Genomic DNA, 22804 nt, shown 5'->3' on the forward strand with positions numbered 1-22804 from the left:
CCTGCGGCCCGACTTACTTACGCATCACCTTCTCGGACGGCGTCAGCGCCTCGATGTAGGCCGGGCGCGAGAAGATGCGCTCGGCGTACTTCAGCAAGGGCAGCGCGTTCTTCGACAGGTCGATCGCGTAGTAGTCGAGGCGCCACAGCAGCGGCGCGATCGCGACGTCGAGCATCGAAAAATCGTCGCCCAGCATGTACTTGTTCTTCAGGAAGATCGGCGCGAGCTGCGTGAGCCGGTCACGGATCTGGCTGCGCGCCTTCTCGAGCTGCTTGTCGGTCGCCTTGACGCCGCTGCGGCCTTCGAGCAGGTTCACGTGCGCGAACAGCTCCTTTTCGAAATTGAACAGGAACAGCCGCACGCGCGCGCGCGCCACCGGATCGCCGGGCATCAGCTGCGGGTGCGGAAAGCGCTCGTCGATGTACTCGTTGATGATGTGCGACTCGTACAGGATGAGGTCGCGTTCGACGAGGATCGGCACCTCGTTGTACGGGTTCATCAGCGCGATGTCTTCGGGCTTCGCGAACAGGTCGACATCGCGGATCTCGAAGTCCATGCCCTTCTCGAACAGCACGAAGCGGCAGCGGTGCGAGTAGGGATCGGTGGTTCCGGAGTAAAGCACCATCATGGCGGCGGGCTCCTATCGTTGTCTGGGGCGGTCACAAAAACGCAAGCGGAGCGGACTTGCATCCCACTCCGCTCACGCCGTCACAGGCCGGCCAGCGCGTCAAGCGCTCCGGCCTGCAGGGGTCATTTCACGTCTTTCCAGTAAGCAGCGTTCAGGCGCCAGGCAATGACGGTGAACACCGCCAGAAACAGCAGCACCCAGACGCCGATGCGCTTGCGCTGGTTCTGCACCGGCTCACCCATCCACTGCAGGTACGCCACCAGATCACCCACGGCCTCGTCATAGGCCAAGGGGGTCAGTTTGCCAGGGGTCAGCTGTTCGTAGCCGGCGAAGCGGTGCACCTTCTTGCTCTCGTCGTGCGGGTCCGTGTCTTCGACGAACCTGGCGGCCCGCTGCCCTTGCAGTTCCCACAGCACGTGCGGCATGCTGACGCTCGGAAAGACCATGTTGTTCCAGCCGGTGGTCTTGGTCTCGTCGCGGTAGTAGCTGCGCAGGTAGGTGTACAGGTAGTCGGCACCGCTGCCGCCGTGCCCCGCGCGCGAGCGGGCGACCACGGTCAGGTCGGGCGGCACCGCACCGAACCACTCCTTGGCATGCTGCGGATCGAGCGCGACCCTCATCGTGTCACCGACCTTGTCGGTAGCGAACACCAGGTTGCCCTTGATCTGCGCCTCCGTCAGGCCGATGTCCTGCAGGCGGTTGTAGCGCATGTAGGCGGCCGAGTGGCAGTTCAGGCAGTAGTTGACGAACAGCTTGGCACCGTGCTGCAGCGCAGCCACGTCGGTCAGCTTGTTCTCGGGAAACTTGTCCCAGGCGACTTCACTTTCGGAAGCGCGGGCCGTTCCGGCGAAGGCCAGTGCGGCCAGCAGCAGGGCAATCAGCTTCTTCATGTTCTCGGGCTCCTGCGGGCTCAGTGGGCGGCGAAAGTCACGCGGTCGGGCACCGGCTTGAAACTGCCGAGCTGACTCCACCACGGCATCAGCAGGAAGAAGCCGAAGTAGAACAGCGTGCCGATCTGCGCCATCAGCGTGCCGGCAGCGGTCGGCGGCTGGATGCCCAGGTAGCCGAGGACGAAGAAGAACAGCACGAACAGGCCGTAAACGTACTTGTGCCAGTCCGGCCGGTAGCGGATCGACTTGACCGGGCTGTGGTCCAGCCAGGGCAGGAAGAACAGGATGACGACCGCGCCGCCCATCACGACCACGCCCCAGAACTTGGCGTCGAAGGTCTTCAGCAGCGCGATCGCCACCACGGCAGCGACAACGACCGCGATCTTGGCCATGCCACCGAAGCGACCCTTGACAACCGCCAGCAGCGCACCAACACCGGTCAGCACGGCCAGCACGTTGACCATCACGTCGGTGGTCGCGCGCAGCATCGAGTAGTAGGGCGTGAAGTACCACACCGGGGCGATGTGCGCCGGCGTCAGCAGCGGGTTGGCCGGGATGAAATTGTTGTACTCGAGAAAGTAGCCACCGAGCTCGGGCGTGAAGAACAGGATCGCGGTGAAGATCATCAGGAACACGCTGACGCCCAGGATGTCATGCACCGTGTAGTACGGATGGAAGGGGATGCTGTCCATCGGCGTGCCGTTCGGCCACTTCTTCTCCTTGATCTCGACCCCGTCCGGGTTGTTCGAACCCACTTCGTGCAGCGCGATGATGTGCGCCACCACCAGGCCCAGCAGCACCAGCGGTACCGCGATGACGTGGAAGCTGAAGAAGCGGTTCAGTGTCGCATCGCTCACCACGTAGTCACCACGGATCAGCAGCGCCAGGTCCGGCCCGACGAAGGGCACCGCGGCGAACAGGTTGACGATCACCTGCGCACCCCAGTAGCTCATCTGCCCCCAGGGCAGCAGGTAGCCCATGAAGGCCTCGGCCATCAGGCACAGGAAGATCGCGCAGCCGAAAATCCAGACCAGCTCGCGCGGCTTGCGGTAGCTGCCGTACAACAGCCCGCGGAACATGTGCAGGTAGACGACGACAAAGAAGGCCGAGGCGCCGGTGGAGTGCATGTAGCGCACCAGCCAGCCCCAGGGCACGTCGCGCATGATGTACTCGACCGAGGCGAAAGCGAGGCTCGCATCGGGCTTGTAGTTCATCACCAGGAAGATGCCGGTGACGATCTGGATCACCAGCACCAGCATCGCCAGCGAACCGAAGAAGTACCAGAAGTTGAAGTTCTTCGGCGCGTAGTACTCGGACAGGTGCTCCTTGTAGAGCTTGGTCGCGGGAAAGCGGTTGTCGACCCAGGTCATCAGCTTCTGGGCGAGCGGCGCGTCGGCGGGGGCGGTCTTGAATTCGGCCATGGTGTCCTCGCGCTGCTCAGGCCTTGGCCTCGCCGATCAGCAGCTTGCTGTCGGACAGGAATGTGTAGGGGGGCACCTCGAGGTTGTCCGGCGCCGGCTTGTTCTTGAACACCCGTCCGGCCAGGTCAAAGGTCGAGCCATGGCAAGGGCACAGGAAGCCCCCCTGCCAATCGTCCGGCAGCGAGGGCTGAGGGCCGGCCACCAGGCGATCCGACGGCGAGCAGCCGAGGTGCGAGCAGATGCCCACGACGACCAGGATCTCGGGCTTGATCGAGCGCCACTCGTTGCGAGTGGTCTCCATCGGTGTGACTTCCGCGGGCTTGCGTTCGGACTTCGGGTCGGCCACCAGCGCGTCGGTCTTCTTCAGCGATTCCAGTTGCTCGGGCGTGCGGCGCAGGATCCAGACCGGCTTGCCACGCCACTCGACCGTCATCTTCTCGCCCGGTTTGAGGGCGCTGATGTCAGCTTCGACAGCCGCGCCGGCCGCGCGCGCGCGCTCCGAAGGCTGGAAAGTGCTGACAAACGGCACGGCGGTTGCGACACCTCCCGCAACACCGGCACAGGACGAGGCGATCAGCCAGGTCCGTTTGCTGTGATCGACTTGCTGCTCACTCATGGAATTCCTTGGGCTAGCGCTTTGATTCTTGAACAACCATCGATTCTAATCGACAGAGTGCCCCGATCCGAGGCCGGCGCGCTGTCTGCAGTTGCAGCAAGCTGCGCGCCAGCTCAGCTTGACTTGCCGCAAAGCTCGGGAATACTCGCTTGCGGTGCGGGCACAGGGCCCGCCTCGGCAGCCATCAACGTCCTCAGGAGACCGCGCATGTCTTTCTTCAGCGAGTTCAAGGAGTTTGCCGTCAAGGGCAATGTGATCGATCTCGCCGTCGGCGTGATCATCGGCGGCGCCTTCGGCAAGATCGTCGACTCGGTCGTCGGCGACCTGATCATGCCGATCGTCAGCAAGCTGTTCGGCGGCCTCGATTTCTCGAACTACTACGTCGCGCTGGCCGGACAGGCCGCCGGCCTGCCGCTCGCCGAGGCCAGGAAGGCCGGTGCCGTGTTCGCCTATGGCAACTTCATCACGGTCGCGCTGAACTTCGCGATCCTCGCCTTCATCATTTTCCTGATGATCAAGCAGATCAACCGACTGAAGAAGGACGAACCCGCGGCTGCGCCGGCCGCGCCCGCCGAGGACATCGTGCTGCTGCGCGAGATCCGTGACGCCCTGAACAAGTGACCCGCCTGCGGGCGGACCGCTGCAACGGTCCGCCCGCCTCTTTGCCGACTCCGTGAACGCACCCAACGTCCAGGCCGCCTTGAACGCGGCATGCCTGCGCATCCAGGCCACCGTCACGGCGGCTGCCGACCGTCTGGGGCAGACGCTCGCGCTGCAATCCTCGTCGTTCGCCAGCGCCAGCACGCGCCAGCTGATGGCCGCCACGCAGTTCGACCTGCGCCGCAAGCTGCCCGACTTCAACCTGGTCTTCGGCGCGGGTCTGCGGGATCGCGTGCTCGAGGCCGCCGAACCCCGGACCTCGACCCGCTCGCTTGCGACCACCTCGTGGGAATCGCTCAGCCTGGTGGGCGAGGACGAGGTCGACGAGCGCGTTTCGGCCGACCGCCTGAGCATGCAGATCGTGCACGAGTGTGAATGGGAGCTCCGCGAACTCGACGGCTACGTCGCCGCGCTGCTCCACGCCGGCGAGCCCGACCCCGAGCACAACCCGCTGCGTCCGGAGCTCATCGGCCGGGCGCTGCGCCGCGCGATCCTCGCGGTCAACAACGACCCGGAGTCGCACCGCCTCCTCGCCAGCGAGTTCGGCCGCGCGCTGGCCACGGCGATGCGCCCCTGCTACGCGAGCATCATCGCCGACCTGCAGGCCCGTGGGGTGCAGCCGGTCGGCCTGGCGCTGAAGACGGTACAGGGTCCGGGCAACGACCTGCCGCGCGAGATGCTGCGCGAGAGCTCCGGCTACCAGACGTCGGGCTTCCATGGCTCCGGCTTCCAGGCCTCGGCGCGCGACCTGATCCAGGCCGAACAGATGCTCCACACGCTGTTCGGCATCGCGCTGCCGCAGGCATTGCAGGCGGCGTCGGGGGCGGGCGCCCTGGGCACCCCCTCCGGAACAGGCACGCCCATCTCGATCTCGTCCGGCGCCGAGCGGCCGAGCGGGCGCGGTGGCTACGGGGCGCAGGGCAGCGGCTCCGGGCGCGGCGGTGCGCCGGCCTCGGGCTTCGCCGGCGGCCACTCGCCGGCGGCGAGTGCGAACAGCGATGCGCAGATGCTCGACATGCTGCGACGACTGGCCGCCGTGAGCGCCGCGGCCGGCGAGACGGCCGGGCTCGGCACCGATCAGCACGGCAGCCCGCCGACGGGCGGCGGCTCGCGCAGCGGCCCGCTGTCCGGCCCGTCCCACATCACGCCGCTGGCCGGCCTGATGGCGGTGAACGTGATCCGCCAGCACCGCGATGAGCTGATGCGGGCCTCGTCCGGCACGCTCGACCACATGGTGATCGACGTGGTCGGCGCGCTGTTCGACCAGGTGCTGTCGGACAGCAAGGTGCCGCCGCAGATGGCGCGCCAGATCGCGCGGCTGCAGTTGCCGGTGCTGCGGGCGGCGCTGAAGGACGTGGGGTTCTTCAGCTCGCGGCGCCACCCGGTGCGGCGCTTCGTGAACCGCATCGCCTCGCTCGCGGTGGCCTACGAGGACCTCGACCAGGGCCCCGGCAAGGACTTCATCGAGCGCGTGCGCTCGCTGGTGCAGGAGATCGTCGAGGGCGACTTCGACCAGATGGACCTGTACGAGTCCAAGCTGCAGGCGATCGAGGCGCTGGTCCAGGAGCAGAGCGCCCGCGACGTCGGCACACACGCGACGGCCGCCACGCTGCTCGACAACAAGGAAACCCAGCTGCGCATCCAGCAGCGCTACATGCGCGAGCTGAAGGCGCATCTGGAGCCGGTCGCCCTGCCCGACTTCGTGCGCGACTTCCTGGCGCAGGTGTGGAGCCAGGTGCAGGTGCAGGCGGCGGGTCCGTTCGGATCGCCGGAGCTGATGCACCGCGCCAACCGCGCGGCCCGGGAACTGGCACTGAGCGTGCAGCCCAAGGGGGAGCCCCAGCTGCGCAAGAGCTTCCTGATGGCGCTGCCACAGCTGATGAAGGACCTCAACGAAGGCCTGGCACTGATCCGCTGGCCGGAAGCCGCGAAGAAGGAGTTCCTCGCTCGGCTGCTGCCGGAGCACGCGGCCTCGCTGAAGACCGCGCCACCGACCGACTTCGAACAGCGCCAGCTCAAGCACTACCTCGATCAGGTCGAGAAGGTTTCGATCCCCACCGCGGACGAGCTGGCGCCCAGCATGCCCGCCGAGCTGCCGCCGCCGCAGGAGCATGTCGCGCCACTGACCTTCTCGCCCGAAGAGGCCCAACAGATCGGTCTGGTCGACGAGAGCGCGGTCGACTGGGATGGGCAGGTCGACATCGATCTCGGCGACGGCGGCGAGCGCGCCGACGGCAGCGAAGTCGACGTGGTGCTCGAGGCCCTGGCGCCGGAGGCCGCGGAGCCGACGCACGGCCCGCAGCTGATCCACCACCTGCAGACCGGCATTGCCTACCGCATGCATGTGGAAGGCCGCTGGCAGCGCGTGCGCCTGAACTGGATCAGCCCCGGCCGCGCCTTCTTCGTGTTCACCCACGGCAAGGCGCACCAGAAGACGATCTCGATGACCTCGCGCATGCTCACGCGCATGTGCGACACCGAGCGCTTCCGCGCTTTCGAGCAGGCCGAGCTGATCGAGCGCGCGACGGCGCGCGCCCGCAAGCAGCTCGCGCAGCTGGGGGGGGTCGGCACCCGCGGCACGGTGGCGAGCAGCCGCCTCTGATACCGACTCGCATCCAAACCTATCAAATCAGCTGGCGGGCTTCGGCTCGTTGCAGCCGTTCGTGTGCGCGGGGTTACCGAGGTTCGAAGCGTTCACCGGCCAGCCGCCTGCAGGTACCGAGCGTTGCTGGCGGGGCCGCTGGGCGAGCGGTAGCCCGGAGCGGCCCTTCCTTGCCTCGAAAGCCCTCCACCCCGCGCTTCAGCCGACCGCGAGGCGGCGGGCCATCTGGCACGCGGCGATCAGGCTGGCGGGGTCGGCCCGGCCGCTGCCGGCGAGGTCGAACGCGGTGCCGTGATCGGGGCTGGTGCGCACGAAGGGCAGGCCCAGCGTCACGTTGACGCCCCGCTCGACGCCCAGGTACTTGACCGGAATCAGGCCCTGGTCGTGGTACATCGCCACCACCACGTCGAACTCGCCGGGGTGCTCGGGCGTGTGCCGCGCGCGCATGAACACCGTGTCGGGCGCGAAAGGGCCGCGCGCGTCGATGCCCTCGCGGCACGCGGCGGCAATCGCCGGCGCGATGATCCGCAGCTCCTCGTCGCCGAACAACCCCGCTTCGCCGGCATGCGGGTTCAGGCCCGCCACGGCGATGCGCGGCGCCGCCTGACCCCAGCGCACCGCCGCGCGCTGGGCGATGCGCAGTGTTTCGAGCACCGCCTCGAAGCTCACCGCCTCGATCGCCCGGCGCAACGAGACATGGATGCTGACCAGCACGGTCTTGAGCTCGTCGTTCGCGAGCATCATGCGCACCGGCCCGGCGCTCGCCTCGGCCTGCAGCAGCTCGGTGTGACCCGGGTAGGGCTCGCCGGCAGCCGCCAGCGCCTCCTTGTGGATCGGTGCGGTGACGATCGCAGCCACCTCGCGGGCCAGCGCCAGGGCCACGGCGTGCCGGATGCAGGCCGCCGCCGCGATACCGGCCACCGCATCGACGCGGCCGAACGGCAAACCGGCCACCCCCGCGGGCAAGCCCGGCGGCACCAGCACCGGCAGGCAGCGCGGCGGCACATCCCCGGCATCGGCCGGCCGCTCGATCACCGCCACCGGCAGGCCGACGCGCTCCACGCTCGACACGATCGCCGCTGCCCGGCGCAGCACCTCGACATCTCCGACCACGAAACTGCCCGGCAGCGCGCCGCGCGCGAAGGCCATTGCGATGATCTCCGGGCCGATGCCGCAGGCATCGCCCATCGTGATCGCCAGCGGCTGCATCTCGGTGTTCACGCCGGATTGTCGATCTCGATGAACTCGTGCTCGAGGTCGAACAGCTGCGCCACATGGGCCCCGAGCGCCGGCGCACCGAAACGCTCGGTCGCGTGGTGCCCGCAGGCGTAGAACGCCACACCGGTCTCGCGTGCGATGTGGGCCTGCGGCTCGGAGATTTCACCGGTCAGGTAGGCATCGGCACCGGCGGCGATCGCCGCCTCGAAGTAGCCCTGCGCACCACCGGTGCACCATGCCACGCGCCGGATCGGCCGACCGTCGCCCTCGACCACCGTGGGCGCGCGACCGAGCCGGAACTGAACCAGGGCCGACAGCGCGGCACCGGTCAGCGGCTGCGGCGGCCGACCGATGAAGCCGAGCTGCTGCTCGCCGAAGCGCGCTTCGCTGACGAACTTGAGCTTGGCTCCGAGCTGCGCGTTGTTGCCATGCTCGGGGTGGGCGTCGAGCGGCAGGTGGTAGGCGAACAGGTTCAGGTCGTGAGCCAGCAAGGCACCCACGCGCTTCTTCAGCCAACCGGTCAGTCGCCCGTCCTGCCCGCGCCAGAACAGGCCGTGGTGCACCAGCACCGCATCGGCTCCGGCCGCGGCGGCGGCCTCGATCAATGCGAGGCTGGCGGTGACGCCGGTGACGAGCTTGCGGATCTGCGGCTTGCCCTCAACTTGCAAACCGTTCGGCCCATAATCCTTGAAACGCTCCAGCTCGAGCAATGTCGCGAGGTAATTCTCGAGTTCTTCGCGGCTTGTCAATTCTTCTCTCCCATGCGCAAGTTCTGGTTGATTTTCTCCCAAGCCGTGACGGTGGCGCTGGCGATGCTGTTCGTCGTCGCCACGCTCAAGCCCGAATGGGTGCAGCGCAAGCCGCTGTCTTCGGTGGTCGGCACGCTGCCGTCCGTCCCGCCGCCTCAGGTCACGCTGGCCCCGGCGGCAGCCGGCAGCATCAGCTACGCGGCCGCGGCCAAGCGCGCGGCACCCGCGGTGGTGAGCGTCATCACGAGCAAGACGCCGGCGGCGCGCGATCCGCGCGCCAACGACCCCTGGTTCCGCTACTTTTTCGGCGACCCCGACTCGCAGGCACAGACCGGCGTGGGCTCCGGTGTCATCGTCTCGTCCGATGGCTATGTGCTGACCAACAACCATGTGGTCGAGCGCATGGACGACATCGAGGTCGTGCTGTCGGACGGACGGCGCACCAAGGCCGAAGTGATCGGCACCGACCCGGAGGCCGACCTCGCGGTGCTGCGCATCAAGCTCGACAAGCTGCCCGCGGTCAGCTTCGGCGACTCCGACGCGCTGCAGGTCGGCGACGTGGTGCTGGCGATCGGCAACCCCTTCGGCGTCGGCCAGACGGTCACGTCCGGCATCGTGTCGGCGCTCGGACGCAATCAGCTCGGCATCAACACCTTCGAGAACTTCATCCAGACCGATGCAGCCATCAATCCCGGCAACTCGGGCGGCGCACTGGTCGACGCCGCCGGCAACCTGATGGGCATCAACTCCGCGATCTACTCGCGCTCGGGCGGCAACCTCGGTATCGGCTTCGCCATCCCCGTGTCGACCGCACGCCAGGTGATGGAAGGGCTGATCAAGGACGGTCAGGTCACGCGCGGCTGGATCGGCGTCGAGCCCCGCGATCTGACGCCCGAGATCGCCGAGACCTTCAACCTCAAGGTCTCGCAGGGCGTGCTGATCACCGGCGTGCTGCAGGGCGGCCCGGCCAGCGAAGGCGGGCTGCGCCCCGGCGACGTGGTCGTCAAGGTCGCCGACACCCCCGTCAGCAACACCTCGCAGCTGCTCAATGCGGTGGCGTCGCTGAAGCCGCGGTCGAAAGCCCAGCTCGTCGTCCAGCGGGGCGCCAGCGAGGTCGCACTGCAGCTCACCGTGGCGCAGCGCCCCAAGGCGCCGCGGCAGCAGCGGGAGTAGGTCAGGCGGGGCGGTCTTCCGTCGTCGCGTCGGGGGCCTGCGTGTGCTTGATGAACAGCTTGGCAGCCCAGATGCCGAGCTCGTACAGGATGCACATCGGGATCGCGAGAGCGAGCTGCGAGATCACGTCCGGAGGCGTGACGATCGCCGCTGCGATGAAGGCAACGACGATGAAATAGGCCCGAAAGCCCTTCAGCTTCTCGATCGACACCAGGCCCATGCGCGCCAGCACCACCACCACCACCGGCACTTCGAAGGCGGCGCCGAAGGCGACGAACATGCTCAGCACGAAACCGAGGTAGGCCTCGATGTCCGGTGCCGCGGTGATGCTCTTCGGCGCGAAGCCCTGGATGAACTTGAACACCTGGCCGAACACGAAGAAGTAGCAGAACGCCACGCCCAGCAGGAACAGCAGCGTGCTGGACACGACGAGCGGCAGCACGAGCTTCTTCTCGTGCATGTACAGGCCCGGCGCGACGAAGGCCCAGACCTGGTACAGCACCACCGGCAACGCAAGCATGAAGCCCGCCATCAGGGTGATCTTCAGCGGCACCAGGAAAGGCGAGATCACGTTGGTGGCGATCAGCGTGGCGCCCGCCGGGAGCTGCGCCACCAACGGTGCCGCCAACAGGTCGTAGAGCGCCGACGGGCCGGGCCACAGCGCAAGGGCGCCGAAGCACACGACGACCGCGAGCACCGCACGGATCAGCCGGTCGCGCAGCTCGACAAGGTGGGCGACGAAAGGCTGCTCGCTGCCTTCGAGTTCGTCGCGGGGTTCGGGGGCGCCCACGGACTACAGCGGGCGCGGCGGCCGGAAGCGCGCCACGCGGGCCGCACCCGATTGCGCCTTGGCACGCACGCCGTGCCGCTGCTTGTACCACTGCGGCACCGCCCCCCGCTTGAGCCGCCAGTTCTTGCGCGGCAGCGTGTAGACCGGTGGCGGCTCGCTCAGCGCGGCGCCGGCGTGGTAGCTGTCGGTACCGCCGCCGGAGCCGCCAGCGGAAGACGACAGCGAATCCCAGGCCTGGTTCACCTCGCTGCTGGTCTGGTGCACCTCGTTCGCAACCGTCTGCTCGACATTGCGCGCCGCGTCCTCGAACTGGGTCTTCATCTTCTTGAGCTCTTCCAACTCGATCGAGCGGTTGACCTCGGCCTTGACGTCGGCAACGTAGCGCTGCGCCTTGCCCATCAGGTGGCCCACCGTGCGCGCGACCTTCGGCAGGCGCTCGGGGCCGATGACGATCAAGGCCACCGCGCCGATGAGCGCAATCTTGTCGAAACCGAAATCGATCATGCGCGCGTCGCTCCGACCGCTCAGGACTTCTGCTTCGCCTCGACGTCGACCGTGTTCGCGTCGGCGTTCTTGTTCGCAGTGACCTGTTGCGGCGGTTCGGCCGGCGCCGAGCCGTCACGCACGCCGTCCTTGAAGCCCTTCACGGCACCGCCGAGGTCGCTGCCGATGTTCTTGAGCTTCTTCGTGCCGAACACCAGCACGACGATCAACAGCACGATCAACCAGTGCCAAATGCTGAAAGAACCCATGTCGTTCTCCTGAAGACCCAGTGCGGGCAACCATTGATTTTAGGCCAGCCCTCGTGTCCGACCCGTGCAACGGGCGGTGGTTCAACCCTTGGCCCACGGCCTCGGGCCGCCGATCACGTGCATGTGCAGGTGATAGACCTCCTGCAGGCCGTCCTTGCCGGTGTTGATCAGCGTGCGAAAGCCGTTGGTGACGCCGAGCTCGCGCATGAGTTTCGGGGCGAGTGCGAGCATGCGCCCCATCAGGTCTTGGTCCTCGGGGCCGATGTCGGCCAGCGTGGCGATGTGCCGCTTCGGGATCACCAGCACATGCACCGGTGCCCAGGGATTGATGTCGTGGAACGACAGCACATGCTCGTCCTCGTAGGCTTTGCGGGACGGAATCTGGCCCGCGATGATCTTGCAGAAGACGCAGTTCGGATCGTGGTCGCTCATGACTGGATGCAGCAGAAGAAGTTCAGGTCGGCATCGGCTGGTTGCCGTTCAGGTTCAGCCAGCCGCGCACGATGCGGTAGAGGAACCAGATCGAGATCAGCCCCCAGGCGATCCAGCCGGGGATGAAGAACAGCAGCCACAGCCACGACGTGACGATGTACAGACCGCCGGCCCACAGCACGGTGCGGATGCGCCAGCTGAAATGCGAAGCCTGCCAGGTGCCTGCGGCCTCGTCCCTCTTCACCATGTCGATGATGAAGGCCACGATCAGCAGTGCCACGCTGGCCTGCACGCCGGGCAGCACCGCGCCGACGGCGACGATCAGGTGCAGCAGGTAGCTGACGGTGCCGACCGTCTTCAGCGAGCGCTCGCGCTCGTCGCTGTCGATCACGGTGTTCATGTTCCGCGCTCCTTGGACTCGGCCTCGCGGCCCTTGACCTTGCGCAATGCGAATTCCTCGAGGCCCGACATCCCCTCGCGCCGCTCGAGCTCGGCCAGCACCTGCGCCGGCGTGAGGCCGAAATGCGCCAGCGCCACCATCGCGTGGAACCACAGATCGGCCGCCTCGTTGACGATCTTCGGGCGGTCGCCGTCCTTGGCCGCCATCACGAATTCGGTGGCCTCCTCGCCGACCTTCTTCAGGATCGCGTCGGTGCCCTTGTGGAACAGGCGCGCGACGTAGCTGGCGTCGGGGTCGCCGCCGCGGCGCGACTCGATCACGGCCGCCAGGCGGGCCAGGGTGTCGTCGCCGCTCATTTGTAGATGTGCTCCGGGTCCTTCAGCACCGGCTCGGCGGCGTGCCAGGCCCCGGCCTCGTAGCGCTGGTAGAAGCAGCTGTGGCGCCCGGTGTGGCAGGCGATCGAGGGCTCGTGGCCGAGCTGCTCGACCTTCAGCAGCAGCACGTCGTTGTCGCAGTCCAGGCGCATGTCGCGCACCTTCTGGATGTGGCCGGACTCCTCGCCCTTGTGCCAGAGGCGGCCGCGCGAGCGGCTCCAGTACACCGCCTCGCCCAGCTCGGCGGTGCGCGCCAGCGCCTCGCGGTTCATCCACGCGAACATCAGCACGTCGCCGCTCGCGGCTTCCTGCGCGATCACCGGCAGCAGGCCGTCACGGTCCCAGCGAATGTCGTCCAGCCAAGTCATGCACGGCAGTTTAGCGAGTCAGCGCAATCCCCCTCGCGAACGGCGCCATCGGCAAGCAGCGATCCACCCAGTGGACGCCGTGGATCCGGCTCCGCCGGTCCACCAGCGTCGCCCCCTGGAGGGGGAGCGGCGCAGCCGCAACGGGGGTGGGTCACGTCCTCACCGGAATGCCGTGCGCGGCCATCAAGGCCTTGGCCTGACCGACGGTGAAGCTGCCGTAGTGGAAGATGCTCGCGGCCAGCACTGCGTCGGCGCCGCCGATCTGGATGCCCTCGGCCAGATGCTCCAGCGCCCCGACGCCGCCCGAGGCGATCACCGGCACCGGCACCGCGTCGCTGACCGCGCGCGTCAGCGACAGGTTGAAACCGATCTGCGTGCCGTCACGGTCCATGCTGGTCAGCAGGATCTCGCCGGCACCGAACTCGGCCATCTGCCGCGCCCAGGCCACCGCGTCGAGACCGGTGTTCTTGCGCCCGCCATGGGTGTAGACCTCCCAGCCCTCGCCGCCGACCCGTTGCTTGGCATCGATCGCCACCACGATGCACTGCGCACCGTACTTGTCGGACGCGTCGCGGATGATCTGCGGGTTCGCGACCGCCGCCGAGTTGAAACTCACCTTGTCGGCCCCGGCGTTGAGCAGGCGGCGCACGTCCTCGACCGTGCGCACACCGCCGCCGACGGTCAGCGGGATGAAGACCTGCGAAGCCACCGCCTCGATGATCGGCAGGATCAGGTCGCGGCCGTCGCTGGTGGCGGTGATGTCGAGGAAGGTCAGCTCGTCGGCGCCTTGGTCGTTGTAGCGCGCCGCGATCTCGACCGGGTCGCCGGCGTCGCGCAGCTCGACGAAATTGACCCCCTTGACGACGCGGCCGCCGGTGACGTCGAGGCAGGGGATGACGCGTTTGGCGAGCATGGCCGAAAAGACGCTCAGGCGTTGCCGTTCAGCGCATCGGCCCGCGCCTGCGCCGCGGCGAAATCGAGGTCGCCGTTGTAGATCGCGCGACCGCAGATCACGCCTTCGATGCCCTCGCCTTCGACCGCGCACAGGCGCTCGATGTCGGCAAGGTTGCTGAGGCCGCCCGAGGCGATCACCGGGATGCTGAGCGCCTGCGCCAGCTTGACGGTGGCTTCGATGTTGATGCCGCTCAACATGCCATCGCGGCCGATGTCGGTGTAGATCACGCCCTCGACGCCGTAGTCCTCGAACTTCTTCGCCAGGTCCACCACCTCGTGGCCGGTCAGCTTGCTCCAGCCGTCGGTGGCCACCTTGCCGTCCTTGGCGTCGAGGCCGACGATGATGTGGCCGCCGAAGGCGGTGCAGGCATCGCGCAGGAAACCCGGGCTCTTGACCGCGGCGGTGCCGATGATCACGTAGGACAGGCCGTCGTCGAGGTAGCGCTCGATGGTGTCGAGGTCGCGGATGCCGCCGCCCAGCTGGACCGGGATCTCGTCACCCACTTCGGCCAGGATCGCCTTGATGGCCGGCTCGTTGACCGGCTTGCCGGCAAAGGCGCCGTTCAGGTCGACCAAGTGCAGGCGGCGCGCCCCGGCGTCGAGCCAGCGCCGGGCCATCGCGGCCGGATCCTCGCCGAAGGTGGTGGAGGCTTGCATGTCGCCTTGCTTCAGGCGCACGCAGCGACCGTCTTTCAGGTCGATGGCAGGGATCAGCAGCATGGCTGTCAGGGGTGGGGGAGGATCAGGGGCACCAGCCGAGGAAATTGCGGTACAGGGCCAAGCCGTGCGCAGCACTCTTCTCGGGGTGGAACTGGGTGGCAAAAATATTATCGCGTGCCACCGCACTGGTAAAGGGCGCACCGTAGTCGGTTTCACCGACGCTGTGCGCCGGATCGGCGGGCACCGCATAGAAACTGTGAACGAAATAGAACCAGCTGGCGTCCGGCACGCCGGCCCACACCGGGTGCGACCGCGCCTGGACCACCTGGTTCCAACCCATCTGCGGCACCTTGTAGCGGCTGCCGTCGGGCTGCAGGCGGCCCTCGAGCTGGAATCGCCGCACGCGCCCCGCGATCAAGCCGAGGCCCGGCGTGTCCTGTTCCTCGCTGTGGTCGAGCAGCATCTGCATGCCGACGCACACGCCCATCAGCGGCTTGCTCACCGCAGCCTCCAGCACGGCCGCCCGCAGCGCACCGCCATGGGCCTCGCGCAGCTCGCGCATGCAGTCGCGCATGGCCCCCTGGCCCGGCAGCACCACGCGCTCCGCGGCGCGCACCACGTCCGGCTCGGCGGTGACGACCACGTCGAAGCCGGTGCCGGCCGCCGCATGCAGCACCGCCTGCGACACCGAGCGCAGGTTACCCATGCCGTAGTCGACGACGGCGACGGTGCGACTCATCTCGGGCACTCCACGGCTCAGGAGGGGTGGCTCACAAACTGCCTTTGGTCGACGGGATCACGCCGGCCATGCGCGGGTCGCGCTCCAGCGCCATGCGCAGCGCCCGCGCAAAGGCCTTGAAGACCGTCTCGCACTGGTGGTGGGCGTTGTCGCCGTGCAGGTTGTCGATGTGCAGCGTCACCCCGGCATGGTTGACGAAGCCCTGGAAGAACTCGTAGACCAGCTGGGTGTCGAGCGCGCCGATCATGCCGGCCTTGAACGGCACGCGCATGTGCAGCCCCGGTCGGCCCGAGAAGTCGACCACCACGCGGCTCAGCGCCTCGTCGAGCGGCACGTAGGCATGGCCGTAGCGGCGGATGCCCGCCTTGTCGCCGACCGCCTTGGCGAAGGCCTGGCCGAGCGTGATGCCGACATCCTCGACGGTGTGGTGGCCGTCGATGTGCAGGTCGCCGTCGGCCTCGATCTCCAGGTCAATCAGCCCGTGGCGCGCCAGCTGGTCGAGCATGTGGTCGAAGAAGCCGATGCCGGTGGCGAGCTTGGCCACGCCCGTGCCGTCGAGGTCGATGCGCACGCGGATTTTCGTTTCGGCGGTATCGCGCCGGACTTCGGCAACTCGGTTCGGTTCGGTCATGACAAGACACCTTTCAGGGCCGCGATCATCTGGTCGTTCTCGTCGGGCAGGCCGACGGTGAGGCGCAGGCAGTTTGCCAGCAGCGGGTGCAGGCCGGACACGTTCTTGACCAGCACGCCGCGCGCCTTCAGGCCCTCGAACGCGGCCTTCGCGTCGGGCACCCGCACCAGCACCATGTTGGCCTCGCTCGGGAACGGCGTCGCGCCGGGCATCGCGCGCAGCGCGCCCAGCAGCCGCGCCCGCTCGGCGCGCAGCACGCCGGCCTGGCGCGCGAACTCGTCTTCGTGCTCCAGCGCGAACAGCGCCGCCTCGCAGTTCAGCACGCTGACGTTGTAGGGCGGGCGCACCTTGTCGATCTCGGCCACCAGCGCGGCCGGGCCCATGAGGTAGCCCAGCCGCACGCCGGCCAGACCGAACTTGCTGAGCGTGCGCATCAGCAGCACGTGGTCGTGGCGCGCGTCCGGGGAGTTCAGGCGGCCGATGTAGCTGCGGCTCGCGAAGGGCTGGTAGGCCTCGTCCATCACCACCAGGCCGCCGTGCTCGCGCACCGCGTCGACGATGCGCTCGATCACCGCGTCGTCCCACAGGTTCGCGGTCGGGTTGTTCGGGTAGGCCAGGTAGGTGATCGCCGGGCGGTGCGTGCACACCGCGGCCAGCATCGCCTCGGCATCGAGCTCGAAGTCGGCGGTCAGCGGCACGCCGACGAAGCGCAGCCCCTGCAGCCGGGCCGACATCTCGTACATCACGAAGCCGGGCACCGGCGCCAGCACCACGGCCGGTCCGCTCCGGCCCGCTTCGCCCGGCGGCACGTCGCAGGCCATGCTGAGCAGCGAGATCAGCTCGTCGGAGCCGTTGCCCAGCATCAGCGCGCAGCCCACGGGCATTCCGGCATGGCGGGCCAGTGCCGCGCGCAGCGCGTCGGTGCGCGTGCCGGGGTAGCGGTTGATCGCCAGCGCGCCGAGCCGGCGGCCCAGCTCGGCCTGCAGCGCCTCGGTCAGGCGGTGCGGGTTCTCCATCGCGTCGAGCTTCACGAAGCCGTCCGACGGCTGGATCGCGTAGGCGTGCATGTTCTGCACGTCCTGGCGGATGAAGCGCGCGAGGCGCGGCGCCAGCGGTGTGCTGCCGTTGCTGCTGCCGCTCATCGCGGCGCCCCCGGCTTCTTCGTCAGCCGCATCTCGGCCGCCTGCGCGTGCGCCTGCAGGCCCTCGCCGTAGGCCAGCTCGGCGGCGATCACGCCCAGCGTCTGCGCGCCCTGCTCGCTGACCTCGATCAGGCTGCTGCGCTTCTGGAAGTCGTAGACGCCCAGCGGCGAGCTGAAGCGCGCGGTGCCCGAGGTCGGCAGCACGTGGTTCGGCCCGGCGCAGTAGTCGCCCAGCGATTCGCTGGTGTAGGCACCGAGGAAGATCGCGCCGGCGTGGCGCAGCAGCGGCTCCCAGCGCTGCGGCTCGTTCGAGCTCACTTCCAGGTGCTCGGGCGCGATGCGGTTGCTGATCTCGCAGGCCTCCTCCATCGAGCGGGTGTGGATCAGCGCGCCGCGCCCTTCCAGCGAGGCGCGGATGATCGCGGCGCGCGGCATCGAGGGCAGCAGCCGGTCGATCTCGCGCTGCACCGCGGCAATAAAACCGGCATCCGGGCACAGCAGGATGCTCTGCGCCAGCTCGTCGTGCTCGGCCTGGCTGAACAGATCCATCGCCACCCAGTCGGCCGGCGTGCTGCCGTCGGCCAGCACCAGGATCTCGCTGGGCCCGGCGATCATGTCGATGCCCACCGTGCCGAACACGCGCTTCTTCGCGCTCGCCACGTAGGCGTTGCCGGGGCCGGTGATCTTGTCGACCTTGGGCACGGTGGCGGTGCCGTAGGCGAGCGCGGCCACGGCCTGCGCGCCGCCGATCGTGAAGGCGCGCGTGACGCCGGCCACGAATGCGGCGGCCAGCACCAGGGTGTTGCGCTCGCCCTTCGAACCCTTGGACGAGCCGTCCCTGCGGGCCGGCGTGGGCACCACCATCACGATCTCGGGCACGCCGGCCACGTGGGCCGGCACCGCGTTCATCAACAGGCTCGACGGGTAGGCGGCCTTGCCGCCCGGCACGTAGATGCCCACGCGGTCCAGCGGCGTGACCTTCTGGCCCAGCAGCGTGCCGTCCTCGTCGCGGTAGCTCCAGCTCTTGCCGGTGGCTTCGAGCTGGCGCTCGTGGTAGCTGCGGATGCGGCGCGTGGCCTGCTGCAGCGCGTCGCGCTGGGCCGGCGTGACGGCCTCGAAGGCGGCGGCGAAATCGGCCTGCGTCAGCTCGAGCGCGGCCATCGACGAGACCGCCAGGCCGTCGAAGCGCGCGGTGTACTCGATGACCGCCGCATCGCCACGCTGCCGCACGTCGGCCAGTATTCCGGCGACGCGGCTCTCGATCGCATCGTCGGTCTCGGCCGACCAGTGCTGCACCGCCCGGAACGCCGCCTCGAAGTCAGGCTGCGTGGTGGCCAGGTGACGCAGGTTCACGCGGGCTGGGGCGCTCATGTTCACTCCTGGGGGATGGCCGAAGCAAAGGCGTCGATCAGCCGGCGGATCGCTTCGCGCTTGAGTTTGAGCGCCGCCTGGTTCACCACCAGGCGCGACGAGATGTCCATGATCCGCTCCACCTCGTGCAAATGGTTGGCCTTGAGCGTATTGCCGGTGGACACCAGGTCGACGATGGCATCGGCCAGCCCGGTCAGCGGTGCCAGCTCCATCGAGCCGTAGAGCTTGATCAGGTCGACGTGCACGCCCTTCTCGGCGAAGTGGTCGCGCGCGACGCTGACGTACTTGGTCGCGACGCGGATGCGCGAGCCCTGCTTGACCGCCGCCGCATAGTCGAAGTCGGCGCGCACCGCCACGCTCATGCGGCATTGGGCGATGCGCAGGTCCAGCGGCTGGTACAGGCCCTGGCCGCCGTGCTCCAGCAGCACGTCCAGCCCGACCACGCCGAGGTCGGCGCCGCCGTGCTGCACATAGGTCGGCACGTCGGTGGCGCGCACCAGCACCACGCGCACGTCCGCCCGGTTGGTCGGCAGGATGAGCTTGCGCGAGGTCTCGGGGTCCTCGGTGACCTCGATGCCCGCCGCCTTCAGCAGCGGCAGCGTCTCTTCGAAGATGCGGCCTTTCGACAGCGCGAGGGTGATGCTCATGGGGTCTCCCGCCGGGCCGCCATGGGCCACGAAGGGCCCCCTACGGGAACCTTCGAGACTTCGCCCCCTCGGGGAGAAGCAAACGAAGTGCGCGTGAGGGCTGTCATTTCACTCTTTCGATGTCCGCACCCAGCCCGCGCAGCTTGGCTTCCATCCGGTCGTAGCCGCGGTCCAGGTGGTAGATGCGGTCCACCACGGTTTCGCCGCTGGCCACCAGGCCGGCGATCACGAGGCTGGCCGAGGCGCGCAGGTCGGTCGCCATCACCGTCGCGCCCGACAGCCGCGGCACGCCGGTGACGACGGCCGTGTGGCCGTCGACCTCGATCTTCGCGCCCAGGCGCACCATCTCGTTGACGTGCATGAAACGGTTCTCGAAGATGGTTTCGGTGACGCGCACGGTGCCGTCGGCGATGCAGTCCAGCGCCATGAACTGCGCCTGCATGTCGGTCGGGAAGGCCGGGTACTCGCTGGTGCGAAAGCCCACCGCCCTCAGCTTGCCGTCGGAGCGCACGCGGATCCAGTCGCTGCCGGCTTCGATCTGCACACCGGCCTCGCGCAGCTTCTCGATCACGGCGTCCAGGTGGTCGGCGCGCGCGTGCTTCAGCAGCACCTCGCCGCCGGCCGCCGCGACGGCACACAGGAAGGTGCCCGCCTCGATGCGGTCGGGCACGATGCGGTGCGCTTCGCGCGGCGCGTGCAGCCGCGCCACGCCCTGGACGCGGATCTTGCTCGTGCCGTGGCCTTCGATTCTCGCCCCCATCGCGATCAGCATCTCGGCCAGGTCGAGGACCTCGGGCTCCTGCGCGGCGTTCTCGAGCACCGTCTCGCCGTCGGCCAGCGTCGCGGCCATCAGCAGGTTCTCGGTGCCGGTCACCGTGATCATGTCGGTGGTGATGCGCGCACCCCTCAGGCGTTCGGCCTTGGCGATGATGTAGCCGTGCTCGACCGAGATGTTCGCGCCCATCGCCTGCAGGCCCTTGATGTGCTCGCCGACCGGCCGCGAGCCGATCGCACAGCCGCCGGGCAGCGACACCGTGGCCTCGCCGAAGCGCGCCAGCAGCGGGCCGAGCACCAGGATCGAGGCGCGCATCGTCTTCACCAGGTCGTAGGGCGCTTCCGGGCTGCTGAGCGGGCCGGCGTCGATGGTCACCTCGTCGGGCCGGCTCTCGCTGCGCTCGGCCGCCGCACCCATGCTGCGCAGCAGCTTCAGCGTCGTTGACACGTCCTGCAGGCACGGCACGTTCGAGAAGCGCACCGGCTCGGCGGTCAGCAGCGCGGCGCACAGCTCCGGCAGCGCCGCGTTCTTGGCGCCGGAGATGGCGACCTCGCCGTGAAGACGGCGGCCGCCGCGAATGAGGAGTTTGTCCATGGTGCGGTGTTGACCGCCCTCATCACGCGCTTGCACGGACCGCCCTCGCCACGAGGGAGCGCACAAGCCGCGCCACGGGGCGGCTTGTGGATCAGTGGTGGTGGGCAGCGGCGGTGTGGGCGGGGGAGCCCTGCACCGCGAATTCGGCCGGCGTCAGCGTCTTCATCGACAGCGCGTGGATTTGTTCGCGCATTCTATCGCCGAGCGCCGCGTAGACCCGCTGGTGACGGCGCACGCGGCTCAGGCCGTCGAACTCGGCGGCGACGATGGTCGCGAAAAAATGCTGGCCATCGCCTTCCACCTGCAGATGCTCACAGGCGAGGCCTTGCGCGATGTAGCGCTGCACGTCTTCTGCGGTGGGGTCTGCCATGTCGCCAGTGTATCGGGCTGTTCAAGACCGCAGTTTGTAACCGGTCTTCAGCAGGCGCAGCGCCACCGCGGCCACCACGACGAAGCTCGCGCCGACCACCGCCAAGCTGATCCACGGCGACACGTCGCTGACGCCGAAGAAGCCGCGCCGGAATCCGTCGATCATGTAGAAGAACGGGTTCAGGTGGCTGGCCGCCTGCCAGACGGGGGGCAGCGAGCCGACCGAATAGAACACCCCCGAGAGGAAGGTCATCGGCATCACGATGAAGTTCTGGAAGGCCGCGATCTGGTCGAACTTCTCGGCCCACAGAGCGGCCACCAGGCCCAGCGTGCCCATCATCGCCGCGCCCAGCACCGCGAACACCAGCGTCCACCCCGGCGCGGCCATTCCGGGCGGTGCGAACCACACCGTCACCGCCAGCACCCCGGCCCCCACCACCAGACCGCGCACGATCGACGCGCCGACGTAGGCCACGAACCACGCCCAATGCGACAGCGGCGTGACGAGCAGGAACACCAGGTTGCCGGTCACCTTGCTCTGGATCAGCGAGGAGCTGCTGTTCGCGAAGGCGTTCTGCAACACGCTCATCATGACCAGGCCCGGGATCAGGAAGCTGGTGTAGCCGACGGCGTCGTAGACCTTCACATGGTCTTCGAGCACGTGGCCGAAAATCAGCAGGTAGAGCACCGCCGTCAGCACCGGCGCGGCCACGGTCTGGAAACTGACCTTCCAGAAGCGCAGGATCTCCTTGTAGAACAGCGTGCGCGCGCCGGTCAGGCTCGGCTTCATACCGCGAGCTTCACTTGCTTCAGCGTCAGCGGCGGCCCCTGCATGATCTCGAGGAACACGTCCTCCAGGTCCGCTCGGCCGATCTCCAGCTCCTCGACCTTGACCTGGGCCGCACGCAGCACCGCCAGCATCGTCTCGACCTCGGCGGCATCGTGCGCTGTCAACTGCACGATGCGCCCGGTGACCCGGGCCTGCGCGGCCAGGGCCGGCGGTAGCGCCTGGTCGGTCTTGAAGCGCAGCATCGTGCTCGCGGTGCCGGCCAGCAGGTTGGCGGTGCGATCGAGCGCGACCACCCGGCCGGCCTTCAGCATCGCGATGCGGCCGCACAGCGCCTCGGCTTCTTCGAGGTAGTGTGTGGTCAGCAGCACCGTGTGGCCTTCCCGGTTCAGCCGCGCGATGAACTGCCACAGCGTCTGGCGCAGTTCCACGTCGACCCCGGCGGTCGGCTCGTCGAGCACGATCACCGGCGGCCGGTGCACCAGCGCCTGCGCCACCAGCACGCGGCGCTTCATGCCGCCGGAGAGCTGGCGCATGTTGGCGTCGGCCTTGTCGGCAAGGCCCAGGTGGTGGAGCAGCTCGTCGATCCAGGCGTCGTTGGCCCGTCTGTCGACGCGAACACCGAAATAGCCGCTCTGGATGCGCAGCGTCTCGCGCACCGAGAAGAAGGGGTCGAACACCAGCTCCTGCGGCACGACGCCCAGCGCCTTGCGCGCGCTGGCGTAGTCGCTCACCACGTCGTGGCCCAGCACCGTGACGCGCCCGCGGGTCGCTCGGCTCAGCCCGGCCAGGATGCTGATCAGCGTGGTCTTGCCGGCGCCGTTGGGGCCGAGCAGGCCGAAGAAGTCGCCCGGCTCGATGTCGAAGCTCACGTCCTGCAAGGCGTGGAGGTCGCCGCGCTGGCTGCCGCGCGGGGCGCGATAAGTCTTGGAAACGGAGTCGAAGCGGACGGCCGGCATGAAGGTCTCGGGGCGAGCCGGGCATTGTAGGCAGGCCTCGGCATCGGTGCAGCCCGCATTGGTCGCGCGCGGCGTTGATGCTAGATTGACCGCAAACAAGACCG

Annotated in this window: 26 protein-coding genes and 2 pseudogenes; 3 read left to right on the top strand and 25 right to left on the bottom strand. The window is 68.3% G+C overall.

The window, feature by feature from the left end; all coding sequences use genetic code 11:
• Positions 1–13: 13 nt before the first annotated feature.
• From ACQY9S_RS11335 to petA, 4 genes are all read right to left on the bottom strand, one after another.
• Positions 14–628 carry a glutathione S-transferase N-terminal domain-containing protein gene (locus ACQY9S_RS11335; RefSeq protein WP_011828452.1) on the bottom strand — a complete coding sequence of 205 codons (615 nt, stop codon included), beginning with the start codon at positions 626–628 and terminating at the stop codon, positions 14–16.
• A 122-nt stretch (positions 629–750) separates the two neighbouring features.
• A complete protein-coding gene (locus ACQY9S_RS11340) occupies positions 751–1518 on the bottom strand; it encodes a cytochrome c1 (RefSeq protein WP_428419812.1) in 768 nt (255 codons plus the stop codon).
• Positions 1519–1538: 20 nt separating this feature from the next.
• The gene (locus ACQY9S_RS11345; RefSeq protein ID WP_428419813.1) at positions 1539–2939 is read right to left on the bottom strand and encodes a cytochrome b; all 1401 of its coding nucleotides are present in this window, start codon (positions 2937–2939) and stop codon (positions 1539–1541) included.
• 16 nt (positions 2940–2955) lie between these two features.
• Positions 2956–3555, bottom strand: a complete 600-nt coding sequence (petA, locus tag ACQY9S_RS11350; protein WP_428419814.1) for a ubiquinol-cytochrome c reductase iron-sulfur subunit — start codon at positions 3553–3555, stop codon at positions 2956–2958.
• Positions 3556–3762: 207 nt separating this feature from the next.
• On the opposite strand from petA, the gene mscL reads away from it, so the two are divergent.
• Both mscL and ACQY9S_RS11360 read left to right on the top strand, forming a co-directional pair.
• The gene (gene mscL, locus ACQY9S_RS11355; protein ID WP_428419815.1) at positions 3763–4176 is read left to right on the top strand and encodes a large conductance mechanosensitive channel protein MscL; all 414 of its coding nucleotides are present in this window, start codon (positions 3763–3765) and stop codon (positions 4174–4176) included.
• Between the two features lie 52 nt (positions 4177–4228).
• The gene (locus tag ACQY9S_RS11360) at positions 4229–6817 is read left to right on the top strand and encodes a DUF1631 family protein (protein WP_428419816.1); all 2589 of its coding nucleotides are present in this window, start codon (positions 4229–4231) and stop codon (positions 6815–6817) included.
• A 198-nt stretch (positions 6818–7015) separates the two neighbouring features.
• Here the strand turns inward: ACQY9S_RS11360 and pdxA are convergent, their stop codons facing one another.
• Together pdxA and ACQY9S_RS11370 are read right to left on the bottom strand one after the other, a co-directional pair.
• Entirely contained in the window at positions 7016–8026 is a 1011-nt protein-coding gene (gene pdxA, locus ACQY9S_RS11365; RefSeq protein ID WP_428425694.1) for a 4-hydroxythreonine-4-phosphate dehydrogenase PdxA, read from the bottom strand.
• A gap of 8 nt (positions 8027–8034) precedes the next feature.
• Positions 8035–8784, bottom strand: a complete 750-nt coding sequence (locus tag ACQY9S_RS11370; RefSeq protein ID WP_428419817.1) for a Nif3-like dinuclear metal center hexameric protein — start codon at positions 8782–8784, stop codon at positions 8035–8037.
• Positions 8785–8796: 12 nt separating this feature from the next.
• Here ACQY9S_RS11370 and ACQY9S_RS11375 point away from each other — a divergent pair, with 12 nt between their 5' ends.
• Positions 8797–9957, top strand: a complete 1161-nt coding sequence (locus ACQY9S_RS11375; protein ID WP_428419818.1) for a S1C family serine protease — start codon at positions 8797–8799, stop codon at positions 9955–9957.
• A gap of 1 nt (position 9958) precedes the next feature.
• Here the strand turns inward: ACQY9S_RS11375 and tatC are convergent, their stop codons facing one another.
• From tatC to ACQY9S_RS11470, 19 genes and pseudogenes are all read right to left on the bottom strand, one after another.
• Positions 9959–10747 carry a twin-arginine translocase subunit TatC gene (tatC, locus tag ACQY9S_RS11380; protein ID WP_428419819.1) on the bottom strand — a complete coding sequence of 263 codons (789 nt, stop codon included), beginning with the start codon at positions 10745–10747 and terminating at the stop codon, positions 9959–9961.
• A gap of 3 nt (positions 10748–10750) precedes the next feature.
• A pseudogene (gene tatB, locus ACQY9S_RS11385) lies at positions 10751–10888 on the bottom strand (Sec-independent protein translocase protein TatB); the annotation flags it as partial.
• A gap of 135 nt (positions 10889–11023) precedes the next feature.
• Positions 11024–11251: pseudogene (gene tatB / locus ACQY9S_RS11390) on the bottom strand (Sec-independent protein translocase protein TatB); the annotation flags it as partial.
• Positions 11252–11271: 20 nt separating this feature from the next.
• Positions 11272–11499 carry a Sec-independent protein translocase subunit TatA gene (gene tatA, locus ACQY9S_RS11395; RefSeq protein WP_428419820.1) on the bottom strand — a complete coding sequence of 76 codons (228 nt, stop codon included), beginning with the start codon at positions 11497–11499 and terminating at the stop codon, positions 11272–11274.
• 81 nt (positions 11500–11580) lie between these two features.
• Positions 11581–11931, bottom strand: coding sequence for a histidine triad nucleotide-binding protein (locus ACQY9S_RS11400; RefSeq protein ID WP_428419821.1), 351 nt, complete (start codon positions 11929–11931; stop codon positions 11581–11583).
• Between the two features lie 22 nt (positions 11932–11953).
• Positions 11954–12331 (bottom strand): DUF4870 family protein, encoded by a 378-nt coding sequence (locus tag ACQY9S_RS11405; RefSeq protein WP_428419822.1) that lies wholly within the window; start codon positions 12329–12331, stop codon positions 11954–11956.
• Positions 12328–12687 (bottom strand): phosphoribosyl-ATP diphosphatase, encoded by a 360-nt coding sequence (locus ACQY9S_RS11410; RefSeq protein ID WP_428419823.1) that lies wholly within the window; start codon positions 12685–12687, stop codon positions 12328–12330. Before ACQY9S_RS11410 ends, ACQY9S_RS11405 begins: the two co-directional genes overlap by 4 nt.
• The gene (gene hisI / locus ACQY9S_RS11415; protein WP_428419824.1) at positions 12684–13073 is read right to left on the bottom strand and encodes a phosphoribosyl-AMP cyclohydrolase; all 390 of its coding nucleotides are present in this window, start codon (positions 13071–13073) and stop codon (positions 12684–12686) included. Before hisI ends, ACQY9S_RS11410 begins: the two co-directional genes overlap by 4 nt.
• Before the next feature lie 151 nt (positions 13074–13224).
• Positions 13225–13986, bottom strand: a complete 762-nt coding sequence (gene hisF / locus ACQY9S_RS11420; RefSeq protein ID WP_428419825.1) for an imidazole glycerol phosphate synthase subunit HisF — start codon at positions 13984–13986, stop codon at positions 13225–13227.
• Between the two features lie 14 nt (positions 13987–14000).
• Complete coding sequence (gene hisA, locus ACQY9S_RS11425; RefSeq protein ID WP_428419826.1) at positions 14001–14747, bottom strand: 1-(5-phosphoribosyl)-5-[(5-phosphoribosylamino)methylideneamino]imidazole-4-carboxamide isomerase; 747 nt, start codon at positions 14745–14747, stop codon at positions 14001–14003.
• A 22-nt stretch (positions 14748–14769) separates the two neighbouring features.
• Positions 14770–15426 carry an imidazole glycerol phosphate synthase subunit HisH gene (gene hisH, locus ACQY9S_RS11430; RefSeq protein ID WP_428419827.1) on the bottom strand — a complete coding sequence of 219 codons (657 nt, stop codon included), beginning with the start codon at positions 15424–15426 and terminating at the stop codon, positions 14770–14772.
• Between the two features lie 31 nt (positions 15427–15457).
• Entirely contained in the window at positions 15458–16057 is a 600-nt protein-coding gene (gene hisB, locus ACQY9S_RS11435; protein WP_428419828.1) for an imidazoleglycerol-phosphate dehydratase HisB, read from the bottom strand.
• Positions 16054–17199 (bottom strand): histidinol-phosphate transaminase, encoded by a 1146-nt coding sequence (gene hisC, locus ACQY9S_RS11440; protein ID WP_428419829.1) that lies wholly within the window; start codon positions 17197–17199, stop codon positions 16054–16056. Before hisC ends, hisB begins: the two co-directional genes overlap by 4 nt.
• The gene (gene hisD / locus ACQY9S_RS11445; protein ID WP_428419830.1) at positions 17196–18569 is read right to left on the bottom strand and encodes a histidinol dehydrogenase; all 1374 of its coding nucleotides are present in this window, start codon (positions 18567–18569) and stop codon (positions 17196–17198) included. The genes hisC and hisD overlap by 4 nt, the downstream gene beginning before the upstream one ends.
• A gap of 2 nt (positions 18570–18571) precedes the next feature.
• Positions 18572–19216, bottom strand: a complete 645-nt coding sequence (hisG, locus tag ACQY9S_RS11450; RefSeq protein ID WP_428419831.1) for an ATP phosphoribosyltransferase — start codon at positions 19214–19216, stop codon at positions 18572–18574.
• 103 nt (positions 19217–19319) lie between these two features.
• Positions 19320–20585, bottom strand: coding sequence for a UDP-N-acetylglucosamine 1-carboxyvinyltransferase (gene murA, locus ACQY9S_RS11455; RefSeq protein ID WP_428419832.1), 1266 nt, complete (start codon positions 20583–20585; stop codon positions 19320–19322).
• Between the two features lie 91 nt (positions 20586–20676).
• Positions 20677–20955, bottom strand: coding sequence for a BolA family protein (locus ACQY9S_RS11460; protein ID WP_428419833.1), 279 nt, complete (start codon positions 20953–20955; stop codon positions 20677–20679).
• A 21-nt stretch (positions 20956–20976) separates the two neighbouring features.
• The gene (locus ACQY9S_RS11465) at positions 20977–21744 is read right to left on the bottom strand and encodes an ABC transporter permease (protein WP_428419834.1); all 768 of its coding nucleotides are present in this window, start codon (positions 21742–21744) and stop codon (positions 20977–20979) included.
• Entirely contained in the window at positions 21741–22700 is a 960-nt protein-coding gene (locus ACQY9S_RS11470) for an ABC transporter ATP-binding protein (protein WP_428419835.1), read from the bottom strand. Before ACQY9S_RS11470 ends, ACQY9S_RS11465 begins: the two co-directional genes overlap by 4 nt.
• Positions 22701–22804 lie beyond the last annotated feature (104 nt).

It is taken from the genome of Methylibium sp. (assembly GCF_965279545.1).
Taxonomy (GTDB): domain Bacteria; phylum Pseudomonadota; class Gammaproteobacteria; order Burkholderiales; family Burkholderiaceae_C; genus Methylibium.

Excerpts from the sequence above, each read along its gene's own strand:
- ACQY9S_RS11335 (WP_011828452.1), bottom strand. The coding sequence starts at position 628 with ATGATGGTGCTTTACTCCGGAACCACCGATCCCTACTCGCACCGCTGC.
- ACQY9S_RS11340 (WP_428419812.1), bottom strand. The coding sequence starts at position 1,518 with ATGAAGAAGCTGATTGCCCTGCTGCTGGCCGCACTGGCCTTCGCCGGA.
- ACQY9S_RS11345 (WP_428419813.1), bottom strand. The coding sequence starts at position 2,939 with ATGGCCGAATTCAAGACCGCCCCCGCCGACGCGCCGCTCGCCCAGAAG.
- petA (WP_428419814.1), bottom strand. The coding sequence starts at position 3,555 with ATGAGTGAGCAGCAAGTCGATCACAGCAAACGGACCTGGCTGATCGCC.
- mscL (WP_428419815.1), top strand. The coding sequence starts at position 3,763 with ATGTCTTTCTTCAGCGAGTTCAAGGAGTTTGCCGTCAAGGGCAATGTG.
- pdxA (WP_428425694.1), bottom strand. The coding sequence starts at position 8,026 with ATGCAGCCGCTGGCGATCACGATGGGCGATGCCTGCGGCATCGGCCCG.
- ACQY9S_RS11375 (WP_428419818.1), top strand. The coding sequence starts at position 8,797 with ATGCGCAAGTTCTGGTTGATTTTCTCCCAAGCCGTGACGGTGGCGCTG.
- tatA (WP_428419820.1), bottom strand. The coding sequence starts at position 11,499 with ATGGGTTCTTTCAGCATTTGGCACTGGTTGATCGTGCTGTTGATCGTC.
- ACQY9S_RS11400 (WP_428419821.1), bottom strand. The coding sequence starts at position 11,931 with ATGAGCGACCACGATCCGAACTGCGTCTTCTGCAAGATCATCGCGGGC.
- ACQY9S_RS11405 (WP_428419822.1), bottom strand. The coding sequence starts at position 12,331 with ATGAACACCGTGATCGACAGCGACGAGCGCGAGCGCTCGCTGAAGACG.
- ACQY9S_RS11410 (WP_428419823.1), bottom strand. The coding sequence starts at position 12,687 with ATGAGCGGCGACGACACCCTGGCCCGCCTGGCGGCCGTGATCGAGTCG.
- hisI (WP_428419824.1), bottom strand. The coding sequence starts at position 13,073 with ATGACTTGGCTGGACGACATTCGCTGGGACCGTGACGGCCTGCTGCCG.
- hisF (WP_428419825.1), bottom strand. The coding sequence starts at position 13,986 with ATGCTCGCCAAACGCGTCATCCCCTGCCTCGACGTCACCGGCGGCCGC.
- hisA (WP_428419826.1), bottom strand. The coding sequence starts at position 14,747 with ATGCTGCTGATCCCTGCCATCGACCTGAAAGACGGTCGCTGCGTGCGC.
- hisH (WP_428419827.1), bottom strand. The coding sequence starts at position 15,426 with ATGAGTCGCACCGTCGCCGTCGTCGACTACGGCATGGGTAACCTGCGC.
- hisB (WP_428419828.1), bottom strand. The coding sequence starts at position 16,057 with ATGACCGAACCGAACCGAGTTGCCGAAGTCCGGCGCGATACCGCCGAA.
- hisC (WP_428419829.1), bottom strand. The coding sequence starts at position 17,199 with ATGAGCGGCAGCAGCAACGGCAGCACACCGCTGGCGCCGCGCCTCGCG.
- hisD (WP_428419830.1), bottom strand. The coding sequence starts at position 18,569 with ATGAGCGCCCCAGCCCGCGTGAACCTGCGTCACCTGGCCACCACGCAG.
- hisG (WP_428419831.1), bottom strand. The coding sequence starts at position 19,216 with ATGAGCATCACCCTCGCGCTGTCGAAAGGCCGCATCTTCGAAGAGACG.
- murA (WP_428419832.1), bottom strand. The coding sequence starts at position 20,585 with ATGGACAAACTCCTCATTCGCGGCGGCCGCCGTCTTCACGGCGAGGTC.
- ACQY9S_RS11460 (WP_428419833.1), bottom strand. The coding sequence starts at position 20,955 with ATGGCAGACCCCACCGCAGAAGACGTGCAGCGCTACATCGCGCAAGGC.
- ACQY9S_RS11465 (WP_428419834.1), bottom strand. The coding sequence starts at position 21,744 with ATGAAGCCGAGCCTGACCGGCGCGCGCACGCTGTTCTACAAGGAGATC.
- ACQY9S_RS11470 (WP_428419835.1), bottom strand. The coding sequence starts at position 22,700 with ATGCCGGCCGTCCGCTTCGACTCCGTTTCCAAGACTTATCGCGCCCCG.